At 72.6% G+C, this 21,767-nt stretch carries 15 protein-coding genes; 4 read left to right on the forward strand and 11 right to left on the reverse strand.

Going from position 1 to position 21,767, the window contains the following annotated elements:
- Positions 1-13: 13 nt before the first annotated feature.
- Positions 14-1,018 (reverse strand): DNA polymerase Y family protein, encoded by a 1,005-nt coding sequence (locus J8M51_RS13790; RefSeq protein ID WP_086751677.1) that lies wholly within the window; start codon positions 1,016-1,018, stop codon positions 14-16.
- A complete protein-coding gene (locus tag J8M51_RS13795) occupies positions 1,015-4,575 on the reverse strand; it encodes a DNA polymerase III subunit alpha (protein ID WP_267299194.1) in 3,561 nt (1,186 codons plus the stop codon). Before J8M51_RS13795 ends, J8M51_RS13790 begins: the two co-directional genes overlap by 4 nt.
- A gap of 186 nt (positions 4,576-4,761) precedes the next feature.
- On the opposite strand from J8M51_RS13795, the gene J8M51_RS13800 reads away from it, so the two are divergent.
- Positions 4,762-5,823, forward strand: coding sequence for an ABC transporter permease (locus J8M51_RS13800; RefSeq protein WP_086763159.1), 1,062 nt, complete (start codon positions 4,762-4,764; stop codon positions 5,821-5,823).
- Between the two features lie 15 nt (positions 5,824-5,838).
- Here the strand turns inward: J8M51_RS13800 and J8M51_RS13805 are convergent, their stop codons facing one another.
- From J8M51_RS13805 to J8M51_RS13830, 6 genes are all read right to left on the reverse strand, one after another.
- Complete coding sequence (locus tag J8M51_RS13805) at positions 5,839-6,918, reverse strand: S1 family peptidase (RefSeq protein ID WP_216589050.1); 1,080 nt, start codon at positions 6,916-6,918, stop codon at positions 5,839-5,841.
- A gap of 806 nt (positions 6,919-7,724) precedes the next feature.
- The gene (locus J8M51_RS13810) at positions 7,725-8,510 is read right to left on the reverse strand and encodes a slipin family protein (protein ID WP_216591823.1); all 786 of its coding nucleotides are present in this window, start codon (positions 8,508-8,510) and stop codon (positions 7,725-7,727) included.
- A 257-nt stretch (positions 8,511-8,767) separates the two neighbouring features.
- Positions 8,768-9,670: a S1 family peptidase gene (locus tag J8M51_RS13815; protein ID WP_086756957.1), complete on the reverse strand. Its 903-nt coding sequence runs from the start codon at positions 9,668-9,670 to the stop codon at positions 8,768-8,770.
- A 507-nt stretch (positions 9,671-10,177) separates the two neighbouring features.
- Positions 10,178-11,230 carry an LLM class flavin-dependent oxidoreductase gene (locus J8M51_RS13820; RefSeq protein WP_267299195.1) on the reverse strand — a complete coding sequence of 351 codons (1,053 nt, stop codon included), beginning with the start codon at positions 11,228-11,230 and terminating at the stop codon, positions 10,178-10,180.
- Between the two features lie 84 nt (positions 11,231-11,314).
- Positions 11,315-13,147, reverse strand: coding sequence for an FAD/NAD(P)-binding protein (locus J8M51_RS13825; protein ID WP_179203394.1), 1,833 nt, complete (start codon positions 13,145-13,147; stop codon positions 11,315-11,317).
- Between the two features lie 423 nt (positions 13,148-13,570).
- The gene (locus J8M51_RS13830) at positions 13,571-14,830 is read right to left on the reverse strand and encodes a DUF5685 family protein (protein ID WP_267299196.1); all 1,260 of its coding nucleotides are present in this window, start codon (positions 14,828-14,830) and stop codon (positions 13,571-13,573) included.
- Between the two features lie 303 nt (positions 14,831-15,133).
- On the opposite strand from J8M51_RS13830, the gene J8M51_RS13835 reads away from it, so the two are divergent.
- Positions 15,134-15,577 carry a cell division protein SepF gene (locus tag J8M51_RS13835; RefSeq protein ID WP_086755050.1) on the forward strand — a complete coding sequence of 148 codons (444 nt, stop codon included), beginning with the start codon at positions 15,134-15,136 and terminating at the stop codon, positions 15,575-15,577.
- 51 nt (positions 15,578-15,628) lie between these two features.
- Here J8M51_RS13835 and J8M51_RS13840 read toward each other — a convergent pair whose 3' ends face one another.
- On the reverse strand, positions 15,629-16,798 hold the full coding sequence (locus J8M51_RS13840) for an acyl-CoA dehydrogenase family protein (RefSeq protein WP_086755051.1): 1,170 nt from the start codon (positions 16,796-16,798) through the stop codon (positions 15,629-15,631).
- Positions 16,799-16,864: 66 nt separating this feature from the next.
- Entirely contained in the window at positions 16,865-18,478 is a 1,614-nt protein-coding gene (locus J8M51_RS13845) for an MFS transporter (RefSeq protein WP_086755052.1), read from the reverse strand.
- A 337-nt stretch (positions 18,479-18,815) separates the two neighbouring features.
- On the opposite strand from J8M51_RS13845, the gene J8M51_RS13850 reads away from it, so the two are divergent.
- Both J8M51_RS13850 and J8M51_RS13855 read left to right on the forward strand, forming a co-directional pair.
- A complete protein-coding gene (locus tag J8M51_RS13850; RefSeq protein WP_086755053.1) occupies positions 18,816-20,033 on the forward strand; it encodes a glycosyltransferase family 39 protein in 1,218 nt (405 codons plus the stop codon).
- A gap of 239 nt (positions 20,034-20,272) precedes the next feature.
- Positions 20,273-21,298 (forward strand): phosphatase PAP2 family protein, encoded by a 1,026-nt coding sequence (locus tag J8M51_RS13855; RefSeq protein WP_086755054.1) that lies wholly within the window; start codon positions 20,273-20,275, stop codon positions 21,296-21,298.
- A 122-nt stretch (positions 21,299-21,420) separates the two neighbouring features.
- On the opposite strand, the gene J8M51_RS13860 is transcribed toward J8M51_RS13855, so the two are convergent.
- Entirely contained in the window at positions 21,421-21,636 is a 216-nt protein-coding gene (locus tag J8M51_RS13860; protein WP_086755055.1) for an I78 family peptidase inhibitor, read from the reverse strand.
- Positions 21,637-21,767 lie beyond the last annotated feature (131 nt).

Genomic DNA, 21,767 nt, shown 5'->3' on the forward strand with positions numbered 1-21,767 from the left:
CGCGCGAGGACGGTTACGCCGCCAGCGTCCCCGGCATCACCGCATACGGGCCGAACCTCGCCCGCGCCCGGTCCGCGACCTCCTCGATACGGCGGACCTTCTCGTCGACGGGGTCGAAGGCGAGCTGGTGGGAGGCCCGGTCGGCGGGGGTGAGGCCCTCGGCGCGCAGGGCGATCGCGCGGACGCGGGCGCGCTGGAGGCCGAGGGCGTCGTACAGGGCGTAGGCCGTCGCGGTGAGCGCCGGAGTGTGGGCGGTCGGCTCCTTCAGGGTGCGGGTGCGGACGGTGGAGGAGCGGTCGGCGTAGCGGACCGTGAGGGTCAGGGTGCGGCAGACCTTCTCCAGGGCGCGCAGCCGGGAGCCCAGTTCCCCGGCGCCGGCGAGCAGCGCGCGGCGGTGCCGGTCGGGGTTCAACTCGTCGAGGGAGAAGGGGTGTTCGGTGGCGAGGATGGGGGTCCCCCCGCTCGAGCGAAGCCGAGAGTGGGGGAGTGCGGCGGCGTTCGGCACGACGCGGTCCCGGTCGACACCGTTCGCCTTCTCGTGCAGTTCGCGGCCGGTCCGCGCGCCAACCAGGCGCTGGAGTGTGGACAGGGGCGCGCGGGCGACCGCGCCGAGGGTGTCGAGGCCGTACTCGCACAGGGTGCGGACGGTCACGGTGCCGACGCCGGGCAGCGCGCCGACCGGCAGTTCGGCGAGGAAGTCGACGACGAGGTCCGCGGGCACCGCGCACGGCGAGCCGGGCGCCGCCGCGCCCAGCGCCAGCCGGGCCGTCAGCGGTCCGGGCCCGGCGCCGATCAGACAGTCGACGCCGTACAGCGCGAGGGCACGCACCCGGATCAGCCGCGCCAGTTCCCCGGAGTCCCGGCCGAAGTACCGCTCGGCGCCCCGCAGATCGGCCAGCGCCCCGTCCGGCGGCAACGCCTGGACGACCGGGGTGAAGTCCTCGACCAGCCCGAGGAGACCGGGCAGCGCGGCCTCGTACTTCGGCGGCAGCTGGAAACGTACGCAGAGGATGGTCATCCCGCACTCCCTGGACTCTGGTGCCACAACTTCCGTATCTGAGAAGGACCTTGTGCGGGCTCCTCGCCCGCGGGCCGCAGATCGGCCCATGGATGCATCGCGTAGCCGGTGGACATCCGGATCCGCCGGCCCGGATCGCCGCGCCGCCCGCCGTCGGTGTCCCCGCCCGCCGGAACACCGCCGGTCGCCGTCGGCTCCGCCAGCCGGGGCGCCACCGCGTCGAGGCCGCCCTCGCGCCGCAGTTCCACCAGCTCGGCGAGGTTCCAGGCCGCCGCGCCCACCACGCTGAGGCTGCGCGGGCCGCGCCGTTGCACCACCCCGCGCACCAGCAGCAGCCAGGAGTGGAAGACGGTGTGGGCGCAGGTGTCGTGGGAGTCGTCGAAGAAGGCGAGGTCGACCAGGCCGGTGCCGTCGTCGAGGGTGGTGAAGACGACCCGCTTGCCCGAGCGGATCGGCGGGGTCTGGGTCGCCGCCTTGGCACCCGCGACCAGCACCGTCTCCCCGTGCCGCGCCTCGCGCAGCCGCCGCGCCGACACCACGCCCAGCTCGTCGAGGAACGCCCGGTGGTCGTCCATCAGATTGCGTGAGACGTCCATCGACAGCACGCCCAGCTCGGCGCTGAGCCGCTCGGCGGAGGACAGGTCCGGCAGCCCGGCCGAGGCGGTCCTCCGGCCCCCGGACAGCGGGAGTTGGCCGCCGCCCGCGCCCCGGGCGCCCCGGTGCAGCTCGGTCAGATGCAGTTGCAGATCACGCCGGTTGGCCCCGAAGGCGTCCAACGCGCCCACCTGGGCCAGCCTCTGGGCGAGCGGCCGGCTCGGCCGCGCCCGCTCCCAGAAGTCCAGCAGCGAGGCGTACGGCTGTCCGTCCGCGATCCGCGCCGCCTCGGCCTCGCTGATGCCGTGGACGTCGGCGAGGGCCAGCCGGACCCCCCACACCTTCGCCTCGCCGGACCCCCTCAACCCCTTCGATTCAGACACCAGTTCGATACGGTGGGCGACCGCCGACCGGTTCACGTCCAACGGCAGGATCGGCACCCCCCGCCGCCGCGCGTCCGCCAGCAGCAGCCGCTTCGGGTACATCCCGGGATCGTGGGTGAGCAGCCCCGCGTAGAACGCCGCCGGATGATGCGTCTTCAGCCACGCCGACTGGTACGTCGGCACCGCGAAGGCCACCGCGTGCGCCTTGCAGAAGCCGTACGACCCGAAGGCCTCGACGATCTCCCAGGTCCGGGCGATCGTCTCGGCGTCGTACCCCTTCGCCGCCGCGTGCTGCGCGAACCAGACCCGGATCCGGCCCTGCGACTCGGGGTCGGAGAGCCCGCGCCGCACCCGGTCGGCCTCGTCCCGGCCGCACCCGGTCATCAGATGCACGATGTCGATGATCTGCTCGTGGAAGACGACCACGCCGTACGTCTCCCGCAGCGGCTCCGCCAGATCCTCGTGCGGATAGCGGACCGGCGCCCGCCCGTGCCGGGCCGCGATGAACGGCCGCACCATGTCGGCGGCGACCGGGCCCGGCCGGAAGAGGGAGATGTCCACCACCAGGTCGTGGAAAGTGGCCGGCTGGAGCCGCCCGACCAGGTCCCGCTGCCCCGGCGACTCGATCTGGAAGCAGCCCAGCGTCTCGGTGGAACGGATGAGTTCGTACGTCGCCGGGTCGCCCTCGCCCCGCTCGAAGTCCAGCCCGTCCAGGTCGACCCGCTCCCCCGTCGCCCGCGCCACCTCCGCCACCGCGTGCGCCATCGCCGACTGCATCCGCACACCCAGGACGTCGAGCTTGAGCAGCCCGAGGTCCTCCACGTCGTCCTTGTCGAACTGGGACATGGGCAGCCCCTCGCCGCTGGTCGGCATCACCGGCGTACGGCGGAGCAGGGAGGCGTCGGAGAGGAGCACCCCGCACGGGTGCATGGCGACTCCGCGCGGCAGGGCGTCCAGCGCCTCGACCAGCTCCCACAGCCGACCGTACTTCGCCCCTTCCCGCTGGAACTCCCCCGCCAACTGCCGCAGCTCGGGCAGCTCTTCGAGCGCCGCGCGCGCGTCCCGTGCCCGGATGTGCGGGAAGGACTTGGCGATCCGGTCGATGTCGGCGGGGTCCAGGGAGAGGGCCGCGCCCACGTCACGGACGGCGTGGCGGACGCGGTAGGTCTCGGGCATCGCGACGGTGGCGACCCGCTCGGTGCCGAACCGGTCGATGATCGCGCGGTAGACCTCCAGACGGCGCGCGGACTCCACATCGATGTCGATGTCGGGCAGCACGACCCGCCGCTCGGACAGGAACCGCTCCATCAGCAGCCCGTGTTCGACGGGGTCGGCGTGCGCGATGTCCAGCAGGTGGTTCACCAGGGAGCCCGCGCCGGACCCGCGCGCGGCGACCCGGATGCCCATCTTCCGTACGTCGTCCACGACTTGGGCGACCGTCAGGAAGTAGGAGGCGAAGCCGTGGTGGGCGATCACGTCCAGCTCCCGGTGCATCCGTTCCCAGTACGCGTGCCGGGTGTCGTAGCCGTGCCGGATCATGCCCGCCGCCGCCCGGGAGGCCAGCGCCCGCTGGGCGGTGCGGCGGCCCGCGCCGACGAGACGCGGCTCGGGGAAGTGGACGGTGCCGAGGCCGAGGTCGTCCTCGGGGTCGACCAGGCACTCGGCGGCCGTGGCCCGGGTCTGCTCCAGCAGCCGGTACGCGGTGTCGCGGCGGAACCCGGCGGCCTCGACGATCCGCTCGGCGACGCCCAGCATGACGTCCGCGCCCTTGAGCCAGGCCTCTCCGGAGTCCAGCTCGCCCCGGGGGTCGACGGGGACGAGCCGCCGGGCCGCGTCCAGCACGTCGGCGACCGGGCCCATGCCGGGGTCGGCGTACCGGACGGCGTTGCTGAGCACCGGCCGTACCCGCTGCTCGGCGGCGAAGCCGACGGTCCGGGCGGCCAGCCGCAGCGAGCCGGGGCCGGTGCCCTCGCGGCCGTGCCACATCGCCTCCAGCCGCAGGGCGTCGCCGTACCGCTCCCGCCAGGGCACGAGGAGCTTCGCGGCGCGGTCGGGGCGGCCGGCGGCCAGTGCGCGCCCCACGTCGGAGGCGGGGCCGAGCAGCACGGTCAGCCCTTCGGCGGCGCACTCCCTCCAGGGCAGCAGCGGCGGAGTCCCGGTCCTGCCCCCGCCCGGGCCGTCGCCGCCACCGTCGCCCGCATGCGCCGCCGAAACGATTCTGCACAGCTCGGCCCAGCCGACCGCCCCCTCGCGCGCGAGGAATGTCACCCGGGGGGTCGACTCATCGACAAAGGCGCCCCCGCGCACGGGAGCGCGCCGCCGCGCCTGCCGTACGGCGGAGGCGGGGGCGGACGTGGCGACGGGCGCCTCCACCGCCAGGTCCACCCCGAACAGCGGACGGATCCCGGCCCCGGCACAGGCCTTGGCGAACCGGACCGCCCCCGCGAGGGTGTCCCGGTCGGTGAGCGCGAGGGCGTCCATCCCCCGTTCGGAGGCGCGCTCGGCCAGCCGCTCCGGATGCGAGGCCCCGTGGCGGAGGGAGAACCCGGAGACGGTGCGCAGATGCGTGAACCCCGGCACACGCACCTCCCGCACTCGGTCCACCGCTCGGCCCCGGCCGGCCGCTCGACCCGGCCGACCACGCGACTCGAACATCAGTTCTCAGCCTTCCCGCCTCCACCATAGACCACTTTTCGAACTTCTGTACGACAACCATTCGGCCCCGTCCCACCTGCGCAAACGTCGCCCGGCTCGGACCGTGGGGACATGACACAGACGGCCGCCCCCGGCTCCGACCCCGGCCCCGCTCCCCGGTCCTTCCTCGACGAACTCAAGGACGGGGTCACTCCCCGGGCCACCCTGCTCGTCGTCGGGGTGCTCGCCCTGCAGCTGCTCTTCATCGCCTCGTACGTGGGGGCGCTGCACCACCCGAAGCTCAGGGACGCGCCGTTCGGGGTGGTCGCGCCGCGCTCGGCGATGGCCGAGCAGGCGGTGACCCGGCTGGAGCGGCTGCCGGGCGAGCCGCTGGACCCGCGGACGGTGGCCGACCGGGCGGCGGCGCGTGAGCTGATCGTGGACCGGGAGATCGACGGCGCCCTGCTGATCGACCCGGCCGGCACCACCGACACCCTGCTGGTCGCCTCCGGCGGGGGCCGCACCCTCGCGGGCGCGCTGATCACGCTCGTCACCGCGCTGGAGAAGTCCGAGGGCCGCACCCTGCGGACGGTGGACGTGGCCCCGGCCGACCTCGGGGACGCGAACGGGCTCACGTCCTTCTATCTGGTCGTGGGCTGGTGCGTGGGCGGCTATCTGTGCGCGTCGGCGCTGGCGATGAGCGCGGGGGCGCGGCCCACCAACATCCGGCGCGGGATCATCCGGCTGTCCGTCCTCGCGCTGTTCTCGATCCTCGGCGGGCTCGGCGGCGCGGTGCTCGCCGGGCCGGTCCTGACCGCCCTGCCCGGCGGCGTGGCGGCACTGTGGGGGCTCGGGGCGCTGGTCGTCTTCGCGGTGGGCGCGGCCACGCTGGCGCTCCAGTGCGTCTTCGGGATCGCCGGTATCGGAGTGGCCGTCCTGCTGGTGGTGATCGCGGGCAACCCGAGTGCGGGCGGCGCGCTGCCGGCGCCGCTGCTGCCGCCGTTCTGGGCGGCGATCGGCCCGGCACTGCCACCGGGTGCGGGCGTCTGGGTGGCGCGCTCGATCGCGTACTTCGAGGGCAACGACGTCACCGGCCCGCTGCTGGTGCTCTCGGCCTGGGCGGTGGCGGGGGCCGCCATCACCCTGGTGATGGCGGCCCTGAAGAGGAAACCGGCGGATCGGCCGGCCGGCTGATCCGCCGGCGGTCGGTCAGCCGATCTGCGTACCGGTCGCCGACAGCGCCTCGGTGACGGGCTGGAAGAAGGTCTCGCCGCCCGAGGTGCAGTCGCCGCTGCCGCCGGAGGTGAGGCCGACGGCCTTGTCGCCGGAGAAGAGCGAGCCGCCGCTGTCGCCGGGCTCGGCGCAAACGTCGGTCTGGATGAGGCCGTTGACGATGTCGCCGTTGCCGTAGTTCACGGTGGCGTCGAGGCCGGTGACCGTGCCGCTGTGGACCTGGGTGGTCGAGCCGCTGCGGGTCACCTTCATGCCGACGGTCGCCTCGGCGGCGCCGGAGATGGCCTGGGCGGAGCCGTCGTAGAGGTTGACCTCGCTGGGGTGGTCGACGTCCGCGGTGTACTTGACCAGGCCGTAGTCGTCGCCCGGGAAGCTGGAGTCCGCGTTCTCGCCGATGACCTGGCCGTCGGCCGACCATTCGGAGATGCCCTCGGTGCAGTGACCGGCCGTCAGGAAGAAGGGCTCGCCGCCCTTGACCACGTTGAAGCCGAGGGAGCACCGGCCGCTGCCGCCGGTGATGGCGTCGCCGCCCGCGACGAAGGGCTTGTACTCGCCCTGGGTGCGCTTGAGTTCGGCCTTGGCCCCGAGCCCGTCCACGACCTCGGTGAGTCTCGCCAGCTCGGTCTTGGAGACGGTGCGGTCCGCGGTGACGACGACCTTGTTGGTGGTCGGGTCGGTGGCCCAGGCGGTGCCGGGGATGCTGGCGTCCGCCTTGAGGGTCGTCCGGGCGCTCTTCAGCTCGGCGAGGGAGTGCTCGACGATGCGGGCCTTGGCGCCGGCCGCCTCGACGGTGTCGGCGGCGGTCTGGTCCAGCACGTTCACGACGAGGAGCTTGCTCTTCGCGTCGTAGTACGTTCCCGCCGCGTCGGCGCCGAGGTCCGCGTCGAGGGTCAGGGCGAGCTTTCCGGCCGCGGTGATGGAGAGCGCTTTCGGCTCGGGGGTCGGTGCGGTCTCGCTGGCGTTCGCACTCTGGAAGGTCACTCCGGCGGCGACCAGGGCGGCGATGCCCGCGCCCGTCACGACGGCGCGGCGCCTGGGTATGCGTCGGTGCTTCAACTCACGTCCTCCTGTGGGGGTTGGCCGCGTGGGGCGTGGGGGCCCCGCGCGGCCGGAAGTCGTACGGGCAAGGAGGCGGCCGACGACAAAAAACGCCGCGTCCATGCCAACTGTGCGGCGCCCACTATTCCTAGGCGCGAGGGGGGCACACAAGGTCGACTTCAGGCCGGGTGGGCGACCGGGGCGCACGCCCCCTATGCCGCTACCGTCCGGTAACACCCCACCTCGGGGCGCCCCGCATTCGCACTGCAAACACGGGAAGCAACTGCCCCCTGTGCAACGGGTGAGGTCTAGTCCTGTCTGAAATTCGCCCTTCCTGAGTCCGAAGCCAAACGGGTCCCCCGAGACGGAAGTTGCTTCCGCATCGCCCCCCGCGCCTCTCCCGCGATTCCGATTCCCTCGCCCCCGCCGCCCCTACCCGTCCCATCCCCCAGGGGCGGTGCCCCTTCGCCCCCACCTCCAGCACCTCATCACCTGACCGCCGTCGGGCCTTCTCGCGCAGTTCCCCGCGCCCCTGAGTGCCTACGGCCCTCCCGGGGCGGCGGGGTTCCGGGACGGCAGGACTCCGGGACGGCAGGACCCCAGGACGGCAGGACCCCAGGACGGCAGGACCCCAGGACGGCAGGACCCCAGGACGGCAGGACCCCAGGACGGCAGGACCCCAGGACGGCAGGACCCCAGGACGGCAGGACCCCAGGACGGGAAAAGCAAGGGGCGGAGCCCCTGCTTTTCAGGGGCGCGGGGAACTGCGCGACCAGCCCCCACCGGAGCCGCACCCGCCGACGCACCCCACCGCACCCCACCCGCTACGGCGCCCCCTGAACCGGCGGAGCCCCCTGCGCACGCTCGAGGAACCGCAGCAACTCCACCGGGAACGGCAGGACCAGCGTGGAGTTCTTCTCCGCCGCCACCGCCACCACGGTCTGCAGCAACCGCAGTTGCAGCGCGGCAGGCTGCTCGGACATCTCCTTCGCCGCCTCGGCCAGCTTCTTCGACGCCTGCAGCTCGGCATCCGCGTTGATCACCCGCGCCCGCCGCTCCCGGTCCGCCTCGGCCTGCCGGGCCATGGACCGCTTCATGGTCTCCGGCAGCGACACGTCCTTGATCTCGACCCGGTCGATGGTGACACCCCACTCCACCGCCGGACTGTCGATCATCAGCTCCAGCCCCTGGTTGAGCTTCTCCCGGTCGGAGAGCAGATCGTCCAGCTCGCTCTTGCCGATGATGGACCTGAGCGAGGTCTGGGCCATCTGGGAGACGGCGAACCGGTAGTCCTCCACCCGCACGATCGCGTCCGCCGCCGAGGTCACCTTGAAGTAGACGACGGCGTCCACCCGCACGGTGACGTTGTCCCGGGTGATGCCCTCCTGCGCGGGCACCGGCATCGTCACGATCTGCAGGTTGACCTTCTGGAGCCGGTCGACGAACGGCACGATCATCGTGAAACCGGGCCCGCGCTCGGCCGGCCTCAGCCGGCCGAGCCGGAAGACCACCCCCCGCTCGTACTGCTTCACGACCCGCGCCGCCGCCGCCACGTACACCGTGCCGACGGACGCGAGGGCCACCCCCGCCGTCACCAGCTCCTCGACCATCACGGCCCCCAGGGTCCGAAGTGGGCGTATGAGAGGGAGTACTCCAGAGCGCACAAGGGGAGCACTACGGCGGCGCACACGCCCTCGGCGCACGGCCGCACGTATATCGAAGGTAACTCCGCCGCCCGAACGAGAGCGAGCCCCCGCACACCATGTGTGCGGGGGCTCGCCTGCTGCCGGCCAGGACCGGGCGGGTGCCGACGCCGGGGGGAAGTGCGCCGGCTCCCGTTCGGCCCGCTTCGAGCGGGGTCGGCGACCTAGTAGACGCTGACGCCGTACGCGCTCAGGGCCTCGGTCACCGGCTGGAAGAAGGTCGTACCACCGGAGGTGCAGTTGCCGCTGCCGCCGGAGGTGAGACCGTACGCCACGCCGTTGCTGCCGTAGAGCGGACCGCCGGAGTCGCCGGGCTCGGCGCAGACCGTGGTCTGGATCATGCCGTAGACGATGTCGCCGCCACCGTAGTTCACGGTCGCGTTGAGAGCGGTCACGCGTCCGGTACGGGTACCGGTGGTGGAGCCGGTGCGGATGACATTGGTGCCCACGCTCGGGGTGGCCGCGCTGGTGATGTCCACGCTGCCGGCCGTGCCGTCCTTGGCGATGGTGGTGTTGCTGTAGCGCACGAGACCGTAGTCGTTGGTCGGGAAGCTCGACCCGGCGGTCGGGCCGAGGACCGTGGTGCGGCCGGAGTTGGAGTACCAGGTGCCCGCGCCGTCGGTGCAGTGCCCGGCGGTCACGAAGTAGTACGTGCTCCCGCTGCGGACGTTGAAGCCCAGGGAGCAGCGCCAGCTACTCGCATAGATGGCGTCGCCGCCCTTGATCAGCTTGTTGAACTTGCCCGGGGTCCGCTTGATCGTCAGGGCGTCGGCGTTCTCGCCCGCCGCCGCCTTGATCTTCGCCAGCTCACCCTGGGAGACGGTGCTGTCGATGGTGACGACGACCTTGTCGGTCGCCGGGTCGACCGCCCAGGCGGTGCCCGGGACATCGGCCTTGAGCACCGATGAGCTGGCGCTCTTGAGCTCGGAGGCGCTGAACGTCTGGGTGCCTGCCGCGTTGGCGGTGGGGACCGTGACGGCGGCGGCGGCCGCGAGTCCGGCGGTCACGGCGATCAGCCGGGTCCGTCTCGCTATACCGCTGCGGGGGGTGGTGCGCTTGATCCTCACTGGTCGTTCCCTCCAAAGGGAAGTCGGGGGCCCGCGTGGGGTCGGGGCCCGTGAGGCGCAGATCAGGGACATCGGTCCGGATTCCGGACACGCCGTGCCCCTGACAAGGCGCTGGGGGGAAGTATTCGGCCGTACCGCCGACCCACGCAAGGGTGCCTTTCGGCCTCTTGGAACCCAACCGGCGCGCCCTCCACGCCAGTTGATTCCACCAGGCCATATGTGCGGGTTCTGTGTGAATGCTGAGCGGCTCCCGGAGGGGTCGGCTGACGGGTCGTCGGAGCAGGCCGCAGGGCCCGGGGGCGTTGATCACCACTATCGTCCGCCGCGCCGCAGGACACCCTCCGAGGCGCCCGGTCGGAGTACCCGGGTCCACCGCCCGGGGGTGTCCGGAAGTCATGCGTTGGGCCGTTCGGTCGTCCGCGCCGTCATCCGGGGGTGGTACGGCCCCGGATGACGGCGCCGGGCCGGGCGCTGGCACGCCGTACGGAAGGGACCGCCGACCCCGGCCTACCGGTGAGCGGGCCGGGCCAGTCCCAGGTGCTCGCGGAGGGTGCCGCCCGGGTAGAAGGTGCGGAACAGCCCGCGGTGCTGGAGCAGCGCCACCGTCCCGTTGACGAGTCGTTCCAGGTCACGGCGGGGTTCGACGGGGACGAGGTGGAAGCCGTCCGCGGCCCCGGCCCGGTGCCAGGCGGTGATCAGCTCGGCGAGGTCGACGGGTCCGCCCCGGTACAGCGGGCCCTGCGCGGTCCGCCGTGGCCCGCCCCCTCCGTGCCCCGGCTCGGCCGCGTGCTCACCACCGCCGAGATCCACCCGGAGACTGACCAGCACCCGCAGCTCATCGGGGTCCCGCCCGGCCCGGGCCGCCGCGTCCCGCAGCTCCTGCCGTACGGCGTGGGCGTGGTCCGGCCCGACCGCCCGTACGAGGGCGACGTCCGCGGACACGGCGGCGACCTCACGGCTCTCCCCCTCGGTCGCGTCGACGACCCGCACGGGGTGCCCCTGGAGCGGCCGGGGCACGACCGAAGGCCCCCGGACGGAGCGCCCCACGCCCGCGACACCCCCGACATCCCCGATATCCCCATCGCCCCCATCGCCCCCGGCACCTCCGAAGTCGACGTGACGCGCCATTCCCCGGTCGGCGTAGCCGCCGGTCCCGGCATCACGGATCTCTGCGTCGCCCTCCCGGCCGTCCCCCAACAGGGCGGCCACATCCGCCACTTCACCGGCCTCCGCCTCCGTGCCCGGCACCTCGATCCACCACCCGGCGCGCCCCCGGCTGACCCGGTCGAGCGTCGCCAGGGCCGCCCGCGCACGGCACGGCTCGGTGTGTGTCGTCGTCACCGGCACCAGCCCGATCCGGCCCGTCTCCGGCGCCACCCGCGCCAGCACCGCCCACGCGTCCGGCCCCGGCCGCCCGGACGAGTCCCCCACGGTCACGAAGTCCAGCGCCCCGCGCTCCGCCAGCCGCCCCAGCTCGACGAAGGTCCCGGGTTCACACACCCCCTGCTGGTCAATGGCAGCGGCCAGGTGCAACCGCCCCCGCCCGTACGACGACCCCATCCCGACCGACCTCTCTCCTCCACTCGAACGACACGCCCCGGCGGCGCCCACCAGCACGACGGCACCGCCGGCACCGCCCGCACCTCACGCGGCCGCGCGGCACCCCAGGTCGCGCAGGAACTCCAGTACGGCCCGGGCCGTCGCGTCGTTCTGACGGAAGGCGGGCCCGCCGGTGCGGGGACGGGTGAAGGCGCCCGGGGTGCGGCTGTTGGTGTAGGGCCCGAGGGCGAACCGCCGGGGGTGCGGGCGCCCGGCCCGGTCCAGCACCCGCCCGTCCGCGGGGTCCACGGCGACCAGCCCCTCCGCCGTCTCGACGACGTCCCCCGCGTCGTACAGCTCCCGCAGCAGCCCGTCCCGGACCCGGGCCACCGTCGGCTCCGGCAACCGTGCCTCGACCAGCGCCCGCGCCTCGACCGAGACCCCGGGCACGGTGGCACCGGACGCCCGGAACACACCGTCCCCGGCGGCCACCTCCATGTCCGCCCCGACGAAGTGCACAAGGCCGGCCCGCGACAGCGCGAGCAGCTGCCGCAGCCGGGGTCCGGGCGGTCCGGAGGCGAGAAGGCTGAAGAACCCGTGCCACCAGGTCCCGACGTCACCGAGCCTGATCAACTGCCCGTAGACGGACAGCAGTCCGAAGAAGACCCCCAGGTCGGCGCTGTGCGAGGGATCGTGACGACGTCTCAGATCGTCCTCGACATGGCCGCGCAGCCCGGCCTGGAACTCCTCGTACGACCCGTACCGCACCCCCTCCAACGGCCGGTCCACCGCGGCGAGGTCCAGCCGGTCGGCCGCGTCCGGGACCGCCGACGCCACCAGCGCCGCCCGCTCCCCCGTCTCCCCCGCCGCCGCGTACTTCTCCTCGAAGTCCGCCCAGGCCATGGCGGTCCGTTCGGGGTGGGCGTGGAACAGCCGGTGGTAGTGGGCGAACCCCAGTTCCTTCTCCACCGTCGGCCACACATCCCGCCGGAAGTCCAGCCCGCCGACCCGGCCCGCCCGTTCCAGCAGTGCGTCGACCTCGGCCGGCCCGAAGAACCTCGGCAGCGGCGGCCGTTCCCCTTCCAGGTCGTAGCCGATCTTCGAGTGGTAGGGCACCCCGCGCCGCGAGCCGACGTGGAGCACCGGCTCCCGCCCGGACGGGTGGTACGTCAGTTCCCCGTCGGGGTCGTCGGGGTCCCCCTCGTACCGCCCGCCGCGCCCCTCCGTCAGCAGCACCATGAGGTCGACGAAGGCGAGCCCGAAGCCCCGCACGAGCACGGGTTCCCCGGGGGTCAGCGCGGAGAGGTCGCTGTCGGCGGTGAAGTCGGGCGGCAGATGCACAAGCCCATGGGTGCGGGCGTACTCCGCCAACCCCCGCTGTTCGTCGTCGAGTTCGGCGTCCAGATGACCGAGCGCGAGGACGACGAGGTCCGCGGGCAGGGGCCTCGGGCGCCCTTCCAGCCACACCTGCTGACGTCCTTCGCGCGGCCCGTCGATCCGCAGCGCCCGCCGCGGGTGATGGTGGACGGTGACCCCTTCGGGCAGTTCGGCGACGGCGCTGTCGTGCACCCAGCGCAGATACTCGCCCTGTGTCCGCCGGTCCGAGAAGGTCCGCCCGTCGAGGCCCGCCCACTCGTGCAGGGTGGGCCCCTCCCGTACGGGCCCCTCCATCCGCACGGACTCGTCCGTGAACATGGTGATGTCCTCGGCCTGCGAGTTCATCCACAGCAGCGGCGACTGGTCCGCCCGCCAGATACGTCCGGCGCCCGGTGCGTGCGGATCGACGAGATGGATGTCGAAGCCCGCACCCGCGTACAGCGCACCGGCGTTGGCGGCGAGCCGTTCGACGAGCCCGGTACCGCGCGGCCCGGCCCCGACGATCACCAGGGACGGCCGCGGGGAACGCGGGGCGGGAAGAGAAGAGGAGGGAGACGGCATGCGAAAGGCTCCGTGATGTCCGAGTCGAACACGGGTGCCTTCACACGGAGCGCGTCCAGGGATGTGCACGGGGATGTGCACCCGGACTTGGGCGACCGAGCCCCTCAGCAACGGTCTGTGCCGAGAGTACGGCGGTCTTTCCCCTCGCTGTCAAGGTTGTCCGAACTGTGAGCGCCACGTCTCAAGTCGGTTGACGCGCAATCGGATGCCTGTTCCACTTACGCCATGCATCCGCAGCAGTGGCTGGTCAAGCGCTCCCACATCGACCTCGGTCGAGTGTGGTCCTCCTCCTGTTGAGCTGAGCCGACCCCACCGCGCGCCCCGATTCCCGAGGGGCGCCGTTCGTGTTCTCCCTCTCGGCCTTCACACGCGCGCCCCTCCCCCTCGCGTTCCCCTGTCTCGCCCTTCTCGTCCTTCTCCCCCTCAGCAGTCGCAACCGCAGCACTCGCACGCGTCACAGCAGTCGCAGTCCCGACAGCAGCCCTCGCGCTTCTTCCGGGACCAGGGACCCTCGTACTCCTTCGCACAGCACATCTGGCAGGTGCAGCACAGCAGGGTGAACATCCCGCACCCCGCCCAGAACCCCCGACGCCGGGGCGGCTGCGGCTGCGGCCCCGGCACACCGCCGAAGCCACCGCCACCGCCGCCACCGCCACCGCCGAAGGGGTTCCCACCGCCGCCCCCGCCGAAGGGGTTCCCCCCGCCGCCGGCGTACGGATCACCGGCGCCGCCCGCGTACGGATTGCCCGGCCCGGGCACCGGCGCCTGACCGTGCTGGTGCGCCCCGCCCTGATGCGCCCCGCCGTGCTGATGGCTCGCGCACGCCGGTACCGTCCCGAACGCCCGGTCCACCGACCTGCGCAGTTCGTGCACGAGCAGCAGATGGGCCAGCGCTCCGTCCGTGAACTCGGCCTCGCGCAGGGCGAGCCGGATGCCGTGCAGGGCGTCGTCGGCGAGCCGGCGGGCCTCGGCCGTCGAGGTGCCCGTGGCGGTCAGCGGATTCCACGCGCCGGCGGCGGCGTCGGCGGCCCGGTCCTCCACCGCGTCCAGCAGATGGGCGAGCCGTCCGAAGAGGCGTCCGGCCTCGGCGAGCGGTACCGCGTTCCCCGGCCGTCCGGCCAGGACCGCGGTGTGCGCGAAGGCCGCCGCGGTCGCCGTCTCGGTCGGTTCGGTGACCGTCAGCAGCGGGGTGCCGGGACCGGCCAGCGCCTCGATGCCGATCTGCCGGTCCACGGCGTCGACCAGGACCGCCGTGTCGAACCCGATGTCCGCTCCCGTGCGCGCCCCCGCGCTCCCCCAGTTCGTCGCGACCCGGCGCGCGGCGCGCGCGACCGGCTTGCGCGCGAGCACTCCGTCCCCGTCGGCCACATGGTCACGCACCTTGGCCGAGGCGAGCACCAGCGAGACGGCGGCGGCGAGCCGCGCGCCCCCGCCCTCGGCGACGGAGGCGGTGCGCATCCCGCGCAGCGGACAGGGTCCGGCGGTGCGCCGCCCGCCCGTGCCGCGCTCGGCCTGAGCCTCCGTCAGCACCGAGACCAGCAAACCGTCATAGTTGGTGACGATCCGGGCGAACTGCCCGTGATCTCCGCGCAGCGCGAGACAGAGTCCGCACAGATGCGCCATCCACTGGGCCCGCAGCCCCTCCCCGAGCCGATGGCTACAGGGCCTCACTATTCCGAACACGACACTCCCCCGTGCCTTCCCGTGTCTCCACACACCCGTCGACGTGGCCGCATCGTAGCCGCCAAAACGTTCACCCGGACGGACCGCGACTCACCCAAACGCCGCGAACAATATTATTTCACTCCCTGTCAGCAGGTGTGTACAGCGGAGCCCTTGGGGCACATGGACTCTCGACGAATTCGTTCTGCACCAGTACCGTCACGAAACCCCCGTGCGGCGTCTATCCCCTTGGCGAGACATCCGCATCATGGACGACGATAGGGATGCGGAAAGCACGAAAGACCGCTGCGAGAGGAGGCGTCCATGGGATCGGTGCGCAAGGCGAGTGCCTGGCTTGGCCTCGTCGACGACAACGACGACGAGCGTTACTACGACGACGACTACGCCGATGAGCGGGAGTCCGGCTCCGGCGAGGCCTGGGTCACCGACCCTCGTGTCAAGGTCGCGTCCGAGTCCGCGCAGGACCACGGCCGCCGGATCGGCACGGTCACGCCGGACAGCTTCCGTGACGCCCGGCACATCGGCGAGCTCTTCCGGGACGGCGTCCCGGTCATCATGAACCTCACGAACATGGACGCCTCCGACGCCAAGCGTGTCGTGGACTTCGCGGCCGGCCTGATCTTCGGTCTGCGCGGTTCGATCGAGCGGGTCTCCAACCGGGTGTTCCTGCTGACCCCCGCCGACACGGAGATCGTCAGCGGCGAGGTCGCGAGCCGTCCGGTGGACGGTTTCTTCAACCAGAGCTGAGGCAGGGCCGCTCGTCGGCCCTGCCTCCGGCATCCGGGCGTGAGCCGAGGCTCACCGGAAGGCGTCGAGACCGGTGAGCGCCTTGCCCAGGACCAGCTGGTGCATCTCGACGGTGCCCTCGTAGGTGAGCACGGACTCCAGATTCGTCGCGTGCCGCATCACCGGGTACTCCAGGGAGATCCCGTTCGCGCCGAGAATCGTGCGGGCGGTACGGCAGATCTCGATCGCCTCCCGTACGTTGTTCAGCTTGCCGAAACTGATCTGTTCGGGACGGAGCCGTCCCGCGTCCATCCGCCGCCCCAGATGGTGGGCGAGCAGAATCCCCTTGTGCAACTCGACCGCCATGTCGGCGAGTTTGGCCTGGGTGAGCTGGAATCCACCGATCGGCCTCCCGAACTGCTCCCGTGTCTTCGCGTATTCCACGGCCGACTCGAAACACGCGCGCGCCGCGCCCATCGAGCCCCACACGATTCCGTAGCGGGCGTGCGAGAGACAACTCAAGGGCCCTTTCAGCCCCTTGACCTCCGGCAGTACGGCGTCCCCGGGCAACCGCACGTCGTCCAGGACGAGTTCACTGGTGACGGAGGCGCGCAGGGACCACTTGTGCTTGATCTCCGGCGCGGAGAACCCGGGGGTGTCCGTGGGGACGACGAATCCCCGGATGCCGTCGTCGGTCCGCGCCCAGACGACGGCGACCCCGGCGACGGAGCCGTTGGTGATCCACATCTTCCGTCCGGTGAGCACCCAGTCGCCGCCGTCCCGCTTGGCGTAGGTACGCATCGACGCGGGGTCGGACCCGTGGTCGGGCTCGGTGAGACCGAAGCAGCCGATGACCTCGCCGGAGGCCATGCGCGGCAGCCAGGTCCGCTTCTGCTCCTCGCCGCCGAACCGGTGGATGGCGTACATCGCGAGGGAGCCCTGCACGGACACGAGCGAGCGGATGCCCGAGTCGGCGGCCTCCAGCTCCAGACAGGCGAGCCCGTACTGCACCGCGCTCGCCCCCGCGCAGCCGTACCCCCGGAGCGACATCCCGAGGGCCCCGATGGACCCCAACTCCCGTGCCAGCTCACGGATCCCGGGCAGTTCGCCCTGTTCGTACCACTCGGCGACATACGGCAGCACCCGGTCCGCGGCCCATCTGCGCACGGTCTCCCGTACGGCGAGATCCTCGGGGTCGAGCAGCTCGTCGAGGCCGAGCGGATCAGCGGGGTCGAAGCTCATGGGTGCACCTCCGGCTCACAAAACTAGCGACGCTAACCACCGTACCCACTCGTCGCCGCCCCCGGTTCAGCGCACCGACTCCGCCCGCACCGGCGCCGCCGCCTTGGCCTCCCGCGGCCCCGGCAGTTCCGCGGACGCGGCCCCGCACTCCATCCCCCGGGGCAGCCGCAACGCCATCACCGCGCCGAGCACCAGCAGCGCCGCGCTCACCAGCAGCGTGATGTGCAGCCCGTGCACGAACGAGTCCCGGGCGGCGTGCCGCAGCGCCTCGCCCGACGACCCGCCCAGCCGGTCCGCGACCTCGTACGCCTCGCCGAGCGAGTGCCCGGCGGCGGCGGACGCCGACGAGGGCACCCCCGGCACGGACGACAGCCCGGGCGCGTACGCCGCGTTCATCACGCTGCCGAGCAGGGCGATGCCGATTCCGGCGCCCAGTTGGTAGGAGGTCTCGCCGATCGCCGCGGCCCCGCCCGCCGAGGACGCCGGCGCTTCGCTGAGCATCGACTCGTACGCCCCGAAGAGCGTGGTCTCCAGTCCGAAGCCCAGCAGCACGAACCCGGCGAGCAGCAGCCCCGCGTTGTCGTGGCGGCCCATCGCCGTCAGCAGGACGACCGCGAAGGCGGTGAGGCAGAAGCCGAGGGAGACCATGCGGCGCGGCCCGAAGCGGTGCAGCAGATGGGAGCCGACGAGCCCGGCCGCCATCGCGGCGATGGTCAGCGGCAGCAGCCGTAGCCCCGTCTCCAGCGGGGACAGGCCGAGGACCAGTTGCAGATACTGCGCGGCGATCAGCTCCAGGCCGACCAGCGCCAGCATGGCCAGCACGATGCAGCCGACGGAGGTGCTGAACGCGGGGCGGGCGAACATCCGCAGGTCGACCAGGGGATGCGTCCGGCGGCGCTGCCGTCGCACGAAGGCGATCAGCAGTCCGCCGCCGCCGAGGAGGGCGAGGGCGGTGCCCGGGTCGAACGGCGGGTGTCCGCCGCCGAGCCGCTTCACCGCGAGGACGAGGCCGAAGAGACCGACGGCCGCCATGAGGGCGCCGACCACGTCCCAGGGGCCGTCGCGGTCACCCGTCGACTCGGGCAGCAGGAGCCGTCCGACCGGCAGACTGACGAGCATCAGCGGGATGTTGACGAGGAAGACCGAGCCCCACCAGAAGTGCTCCAGCAGGAACCCGCCGAGCAGGGGCCCGACGGCCGCGCCGACGGCGGCGACCGCGCTCCAGATGCCGATGGCGAGGGCCCGTTCGCGCCGGTCGGGGAAGACCTGGCGCAGGATCGACAGGGTCGCGGGCATGATCATCGCGCCGCCGACGCCGAGCAGGGCGCGGGCCGCGATCAGGACGTGCGGGTTGTCGGCGAAGGCCGCGAGCGCGGAGGCGACGCCGAAGAGGGTGTATCCGAGGAGGAGGATCCGTCTGCGGCCGACCCGGTCGCCGAGCGTGCCGAAGAGGATCAGCAGCGAGGCGCAGACCAGCGGGTAGACGTCGACGATCCAGAGCAGCTCCATGGCGCTCGGCCTGATGTCCTCGGTGACCGCGGGCACCGCCACGTGCAGCACGGTGGCGTCGACGGCGACCAGGAGCAGGCTGACGCACAGGACGACGAGGACGACCCAGCGGTTGGCACCGGCCCCGGTGTCCCGACGGCGTGGTGCGGCGGCCGTGGGCGTCCCGGACATGTACGTACCTCCCAGATGCTCTCGCGTTCGGCGGAACCAGCGGGGTGGGGACTCCCCGGCTGCTACGGCCCGGGAGGAGCGGCGTCCCGGGCCCGCGCATCGAATGGCGAGCGAGCCGTCAGCGTACGCGAGTCCCGGCCGGTGAAAGGTGGCGGGTGTCTCATGGAACCCTCATGTGAGGTGTGGCGTACGCCACGCCCCCCGGCCGCCCATCGCTCCTCCATGACTCCTTCATCACCCGTCCGTGGTTCGTCCGTCACGGTCCATCACCGACGACCACGGCACCGCGTCCCGGCCGGTTCCCGGGCCCGCCGAAGCTCCGCCGATAATCGAGCGCGTGACCGACCTTGCTACGCGCCCGGCGCCGCCGCTCCTGAGGCGGGCCGCCCCCGCGCTCCTCGGGTACGCCGCCGTGCGCGCCCTGGGCCTCGTCGCCCTCGCCGGGTGGAGCGCGGCGCGGGACAAGAGCGCCCTGACCCTGCTGTCGGCCCGCTGGGACTCCCTCTGGTACACCCGTGTCGCCGAACTCGGTTACGGCTACGAGGTGCGCCTGCCGAACGGGGACGTCCACTCGAACCTGGCCTTCTTCCCGCTGCTGCCGTGGCTGGAGCGGGCGGTGTCGGCGGTGACCCCGCTGTCGTACGCGCACGCCGGTCTCGTCGTCGCCACCCTCGCCTCGCTCGCCGCGGCCTGGGGGATCTTCGCGGTCGCCGACCAGGTGTACGGGCGTCGGGCCGGGGTGTGCGCGGTGCTGCTGTGGGCGGTGCTGCCGGTGGGGATCGTGCAGTCGATGGCGTACACGGAGTCGCTGTTCACCGCGCTGGCCGCCTGGTCGCTGTACGCCGTCCTGACCGGCCGCTGGGTGACGGCGGGCATCCTGGCCGCCCTCGCCGGGCTGACCCGCCCGGTGGGACTCGCGGTGGTCGCGGCCCTCTGGGCGGCGGCGATCGTGTCGTACGTCCGGGAGCGGCGGCCCGACGCCCCGGGCGCCGGAGATCCCGTCGCCGCTCCCCCATCCGTACGAAGCCGGAGTGCGGAGGCATCGGGCGGCGCCCGTCTCCGGTCGCGCGCCGTCGGTATGGCCATCGCGCCCCTGGGGGCCGGCGGCTACGTCCTGTGGGTCGGCCATCGCACGGGCGGGGGGCCGCTCGGCTATCTCGACGTCCAGGCGGGGTGGCGCAACGGCTTCGACGGCGGCTACGCCTTCGCGCGTTTCGTCGCCGAAAAGTTCACGTCGTTCCCGACGGCCCTCGCGGGTGCCGGACTGATCATCGGGGTGGCATCGCTCATCTGGCTGTACACGGTGTGCGTAAGACAGGGACAGCCGCTGCCGTTGCTGGTCTACGCGGGGGTCGTCACCGCGCTGGCGCTGTGCGCGTCGAGCTACTTCGGCTCGAAGCCCCGGCTGCTGATGCCCGCGTTCCCTCTGCTGCTGCCCCTCGCCCGCGCCCTCGCGCGGGCGCGTACTCCCAGGTCAGCGGCGATTCTCGGGGCCGTCGGCGTGCTGTCGGCGCTCTACGGGGCGTTCTGGCTGAATGGCTCGGGTCCGCCCTGACCGGCCTGCCACGCAGGGCGAGCGAACGGGTAATTCCACGCAAGCATTCGGTGAACGAATTCAAAAGGGTCACAAAACGACCGCTCAGTATTAGGCCATGGAATTGAAGGCCGAGTGGCGCAACGATTCGTCATTCAGCAGAAATAAACACCAATCTGAGAGCAATCCCACATCACGGCGTCATCACAAAGCCGGTGATTCACGCCGCGTCGGAGCTCACTCGCTGTAACGTCGATTGAGTGCGTACCGAACTAAAGCCGACCCGTGTGGACCGGGTCTTCTCCAGGCTGGACCGTGAGCCGGAACGACCGGCCCACATCGATGTGCCGGTGATGACCCGGCACCGGGTGGTGCTCTTCGGCTCCACCCTGGCCTTCTACGTGGCCATCGTGTGGGCCGTCGTGATCACCTCCTGGCTGGTCCGGCTCGACTGGCAGATCATGTTCTTCCGGCCGTACCAGCAGTGGCAGCAGATCCACGCCTTCCTGGACTACTACGTCGTCCTGGGCCAGCGCGGCCCCACCGCCGTGATGGTCGCCGCCTGGCTGGGCTGGCGCTCCTGGAGACAGCACACCCTGCGCCCGATGCTGGCCCTCGGTGTCTCGCTGCTGCTGCTGAACATCACGGTCGGTGCCGCCAAGATCGGCATGGGCCGGCTCGGCCCGCACTACGCCACCGAGATCGGCGCCAACGAGATGTGGCTCGGCGGCGACATATTTCCTTCGGGACACACCGCCAACGCCGTGGTGACCTGGGGCATCCTGGCCTATCTGGCGTCGACGCCGAGGGCCAGGCGCTGGCTGTCGGCGCTGTCCGCCGTGATCTCGCTCGGCGTCGGACTCACCACGGTCTACCTCGGTACGCACTGGTTGAGCGACGTCCTGCTGGGCTGGGCCGCCGGTCTGCTGATCATGCTGGCGCTGCCCTGGTTCGAGCCGCTGATCGCCCGTGCCGAGGCCTGGCTCTTCTCGCTGCGGGACTCCTGGCGCGACCGTCGTACGGCACCCGCGCCGGCGCCCGCCGCCGTGGGAGCCGTGGGGACGGCCCCGCTGCGCGCACCCGGCGAGGAGCCCGCGACCGCCCGGGAGACCGGGATCGCGGCCCGCGCCGCCCATCCGCCGATCGTGCCCCTGCATCTGGCCCCCGGGCCGCATCTGAGCAGGTCGGAGCGGGCCCCGGTCACCCCGGCCGGCTCCCGACGCCCGCCGCACGCGGACCGGGTCGCGCACAACGCGACCTCGGCCCGGCCGGTGGCGGGCGGCTGACACGAGACAGCCACGGGACAGCGGGGCCGGTACGCACAGGTCCATGCCCCGCACGGCGAAGGCCCGGCTCCGCGAGGAGCCGGGCCTTCGCCCGTCCCGGACCGCACCCGAGGACGCCGGGCTCAGCCCTTCCAGGCGCGCCGCACCCGGCCGTCCTCGACCTCCAGGTTCAGCCGGCCGAAGCGGTACTCCATGGTGACGATCGCGCCCGGCGGCAGCTTTCTGACGGTGGACCAGCCGCGTTCCACGGCGCGGCGCTCGGCGTGCGGCGCCTCCAGGCCGACGTACGCGTCGGGGTCGTCCCGGGGCTCTTCGGAGGGGGTGGGAATGGGTGCCATGCCCGCCACCGTAGGCCGCCGGAGGTCCCGCTGTCCTCCCGCAGTCACGCTTCTGTCACAGAACCACGACACCCGTTTCGGCCCAACTCAGTCACACGTACGAGCGGTTCCTTACGCCTTCCGCGCGCTGC

This window comes from Streptomyces griseiscabiei (assembly GCF_020010925.1).
Taxonomy (GTDB): Bacteria; Actinomycetota; Actinomycetes; order Streptomycetales; family Streptomycetaceae; genus Streptomyces; species Streptomyces griseiscabiei.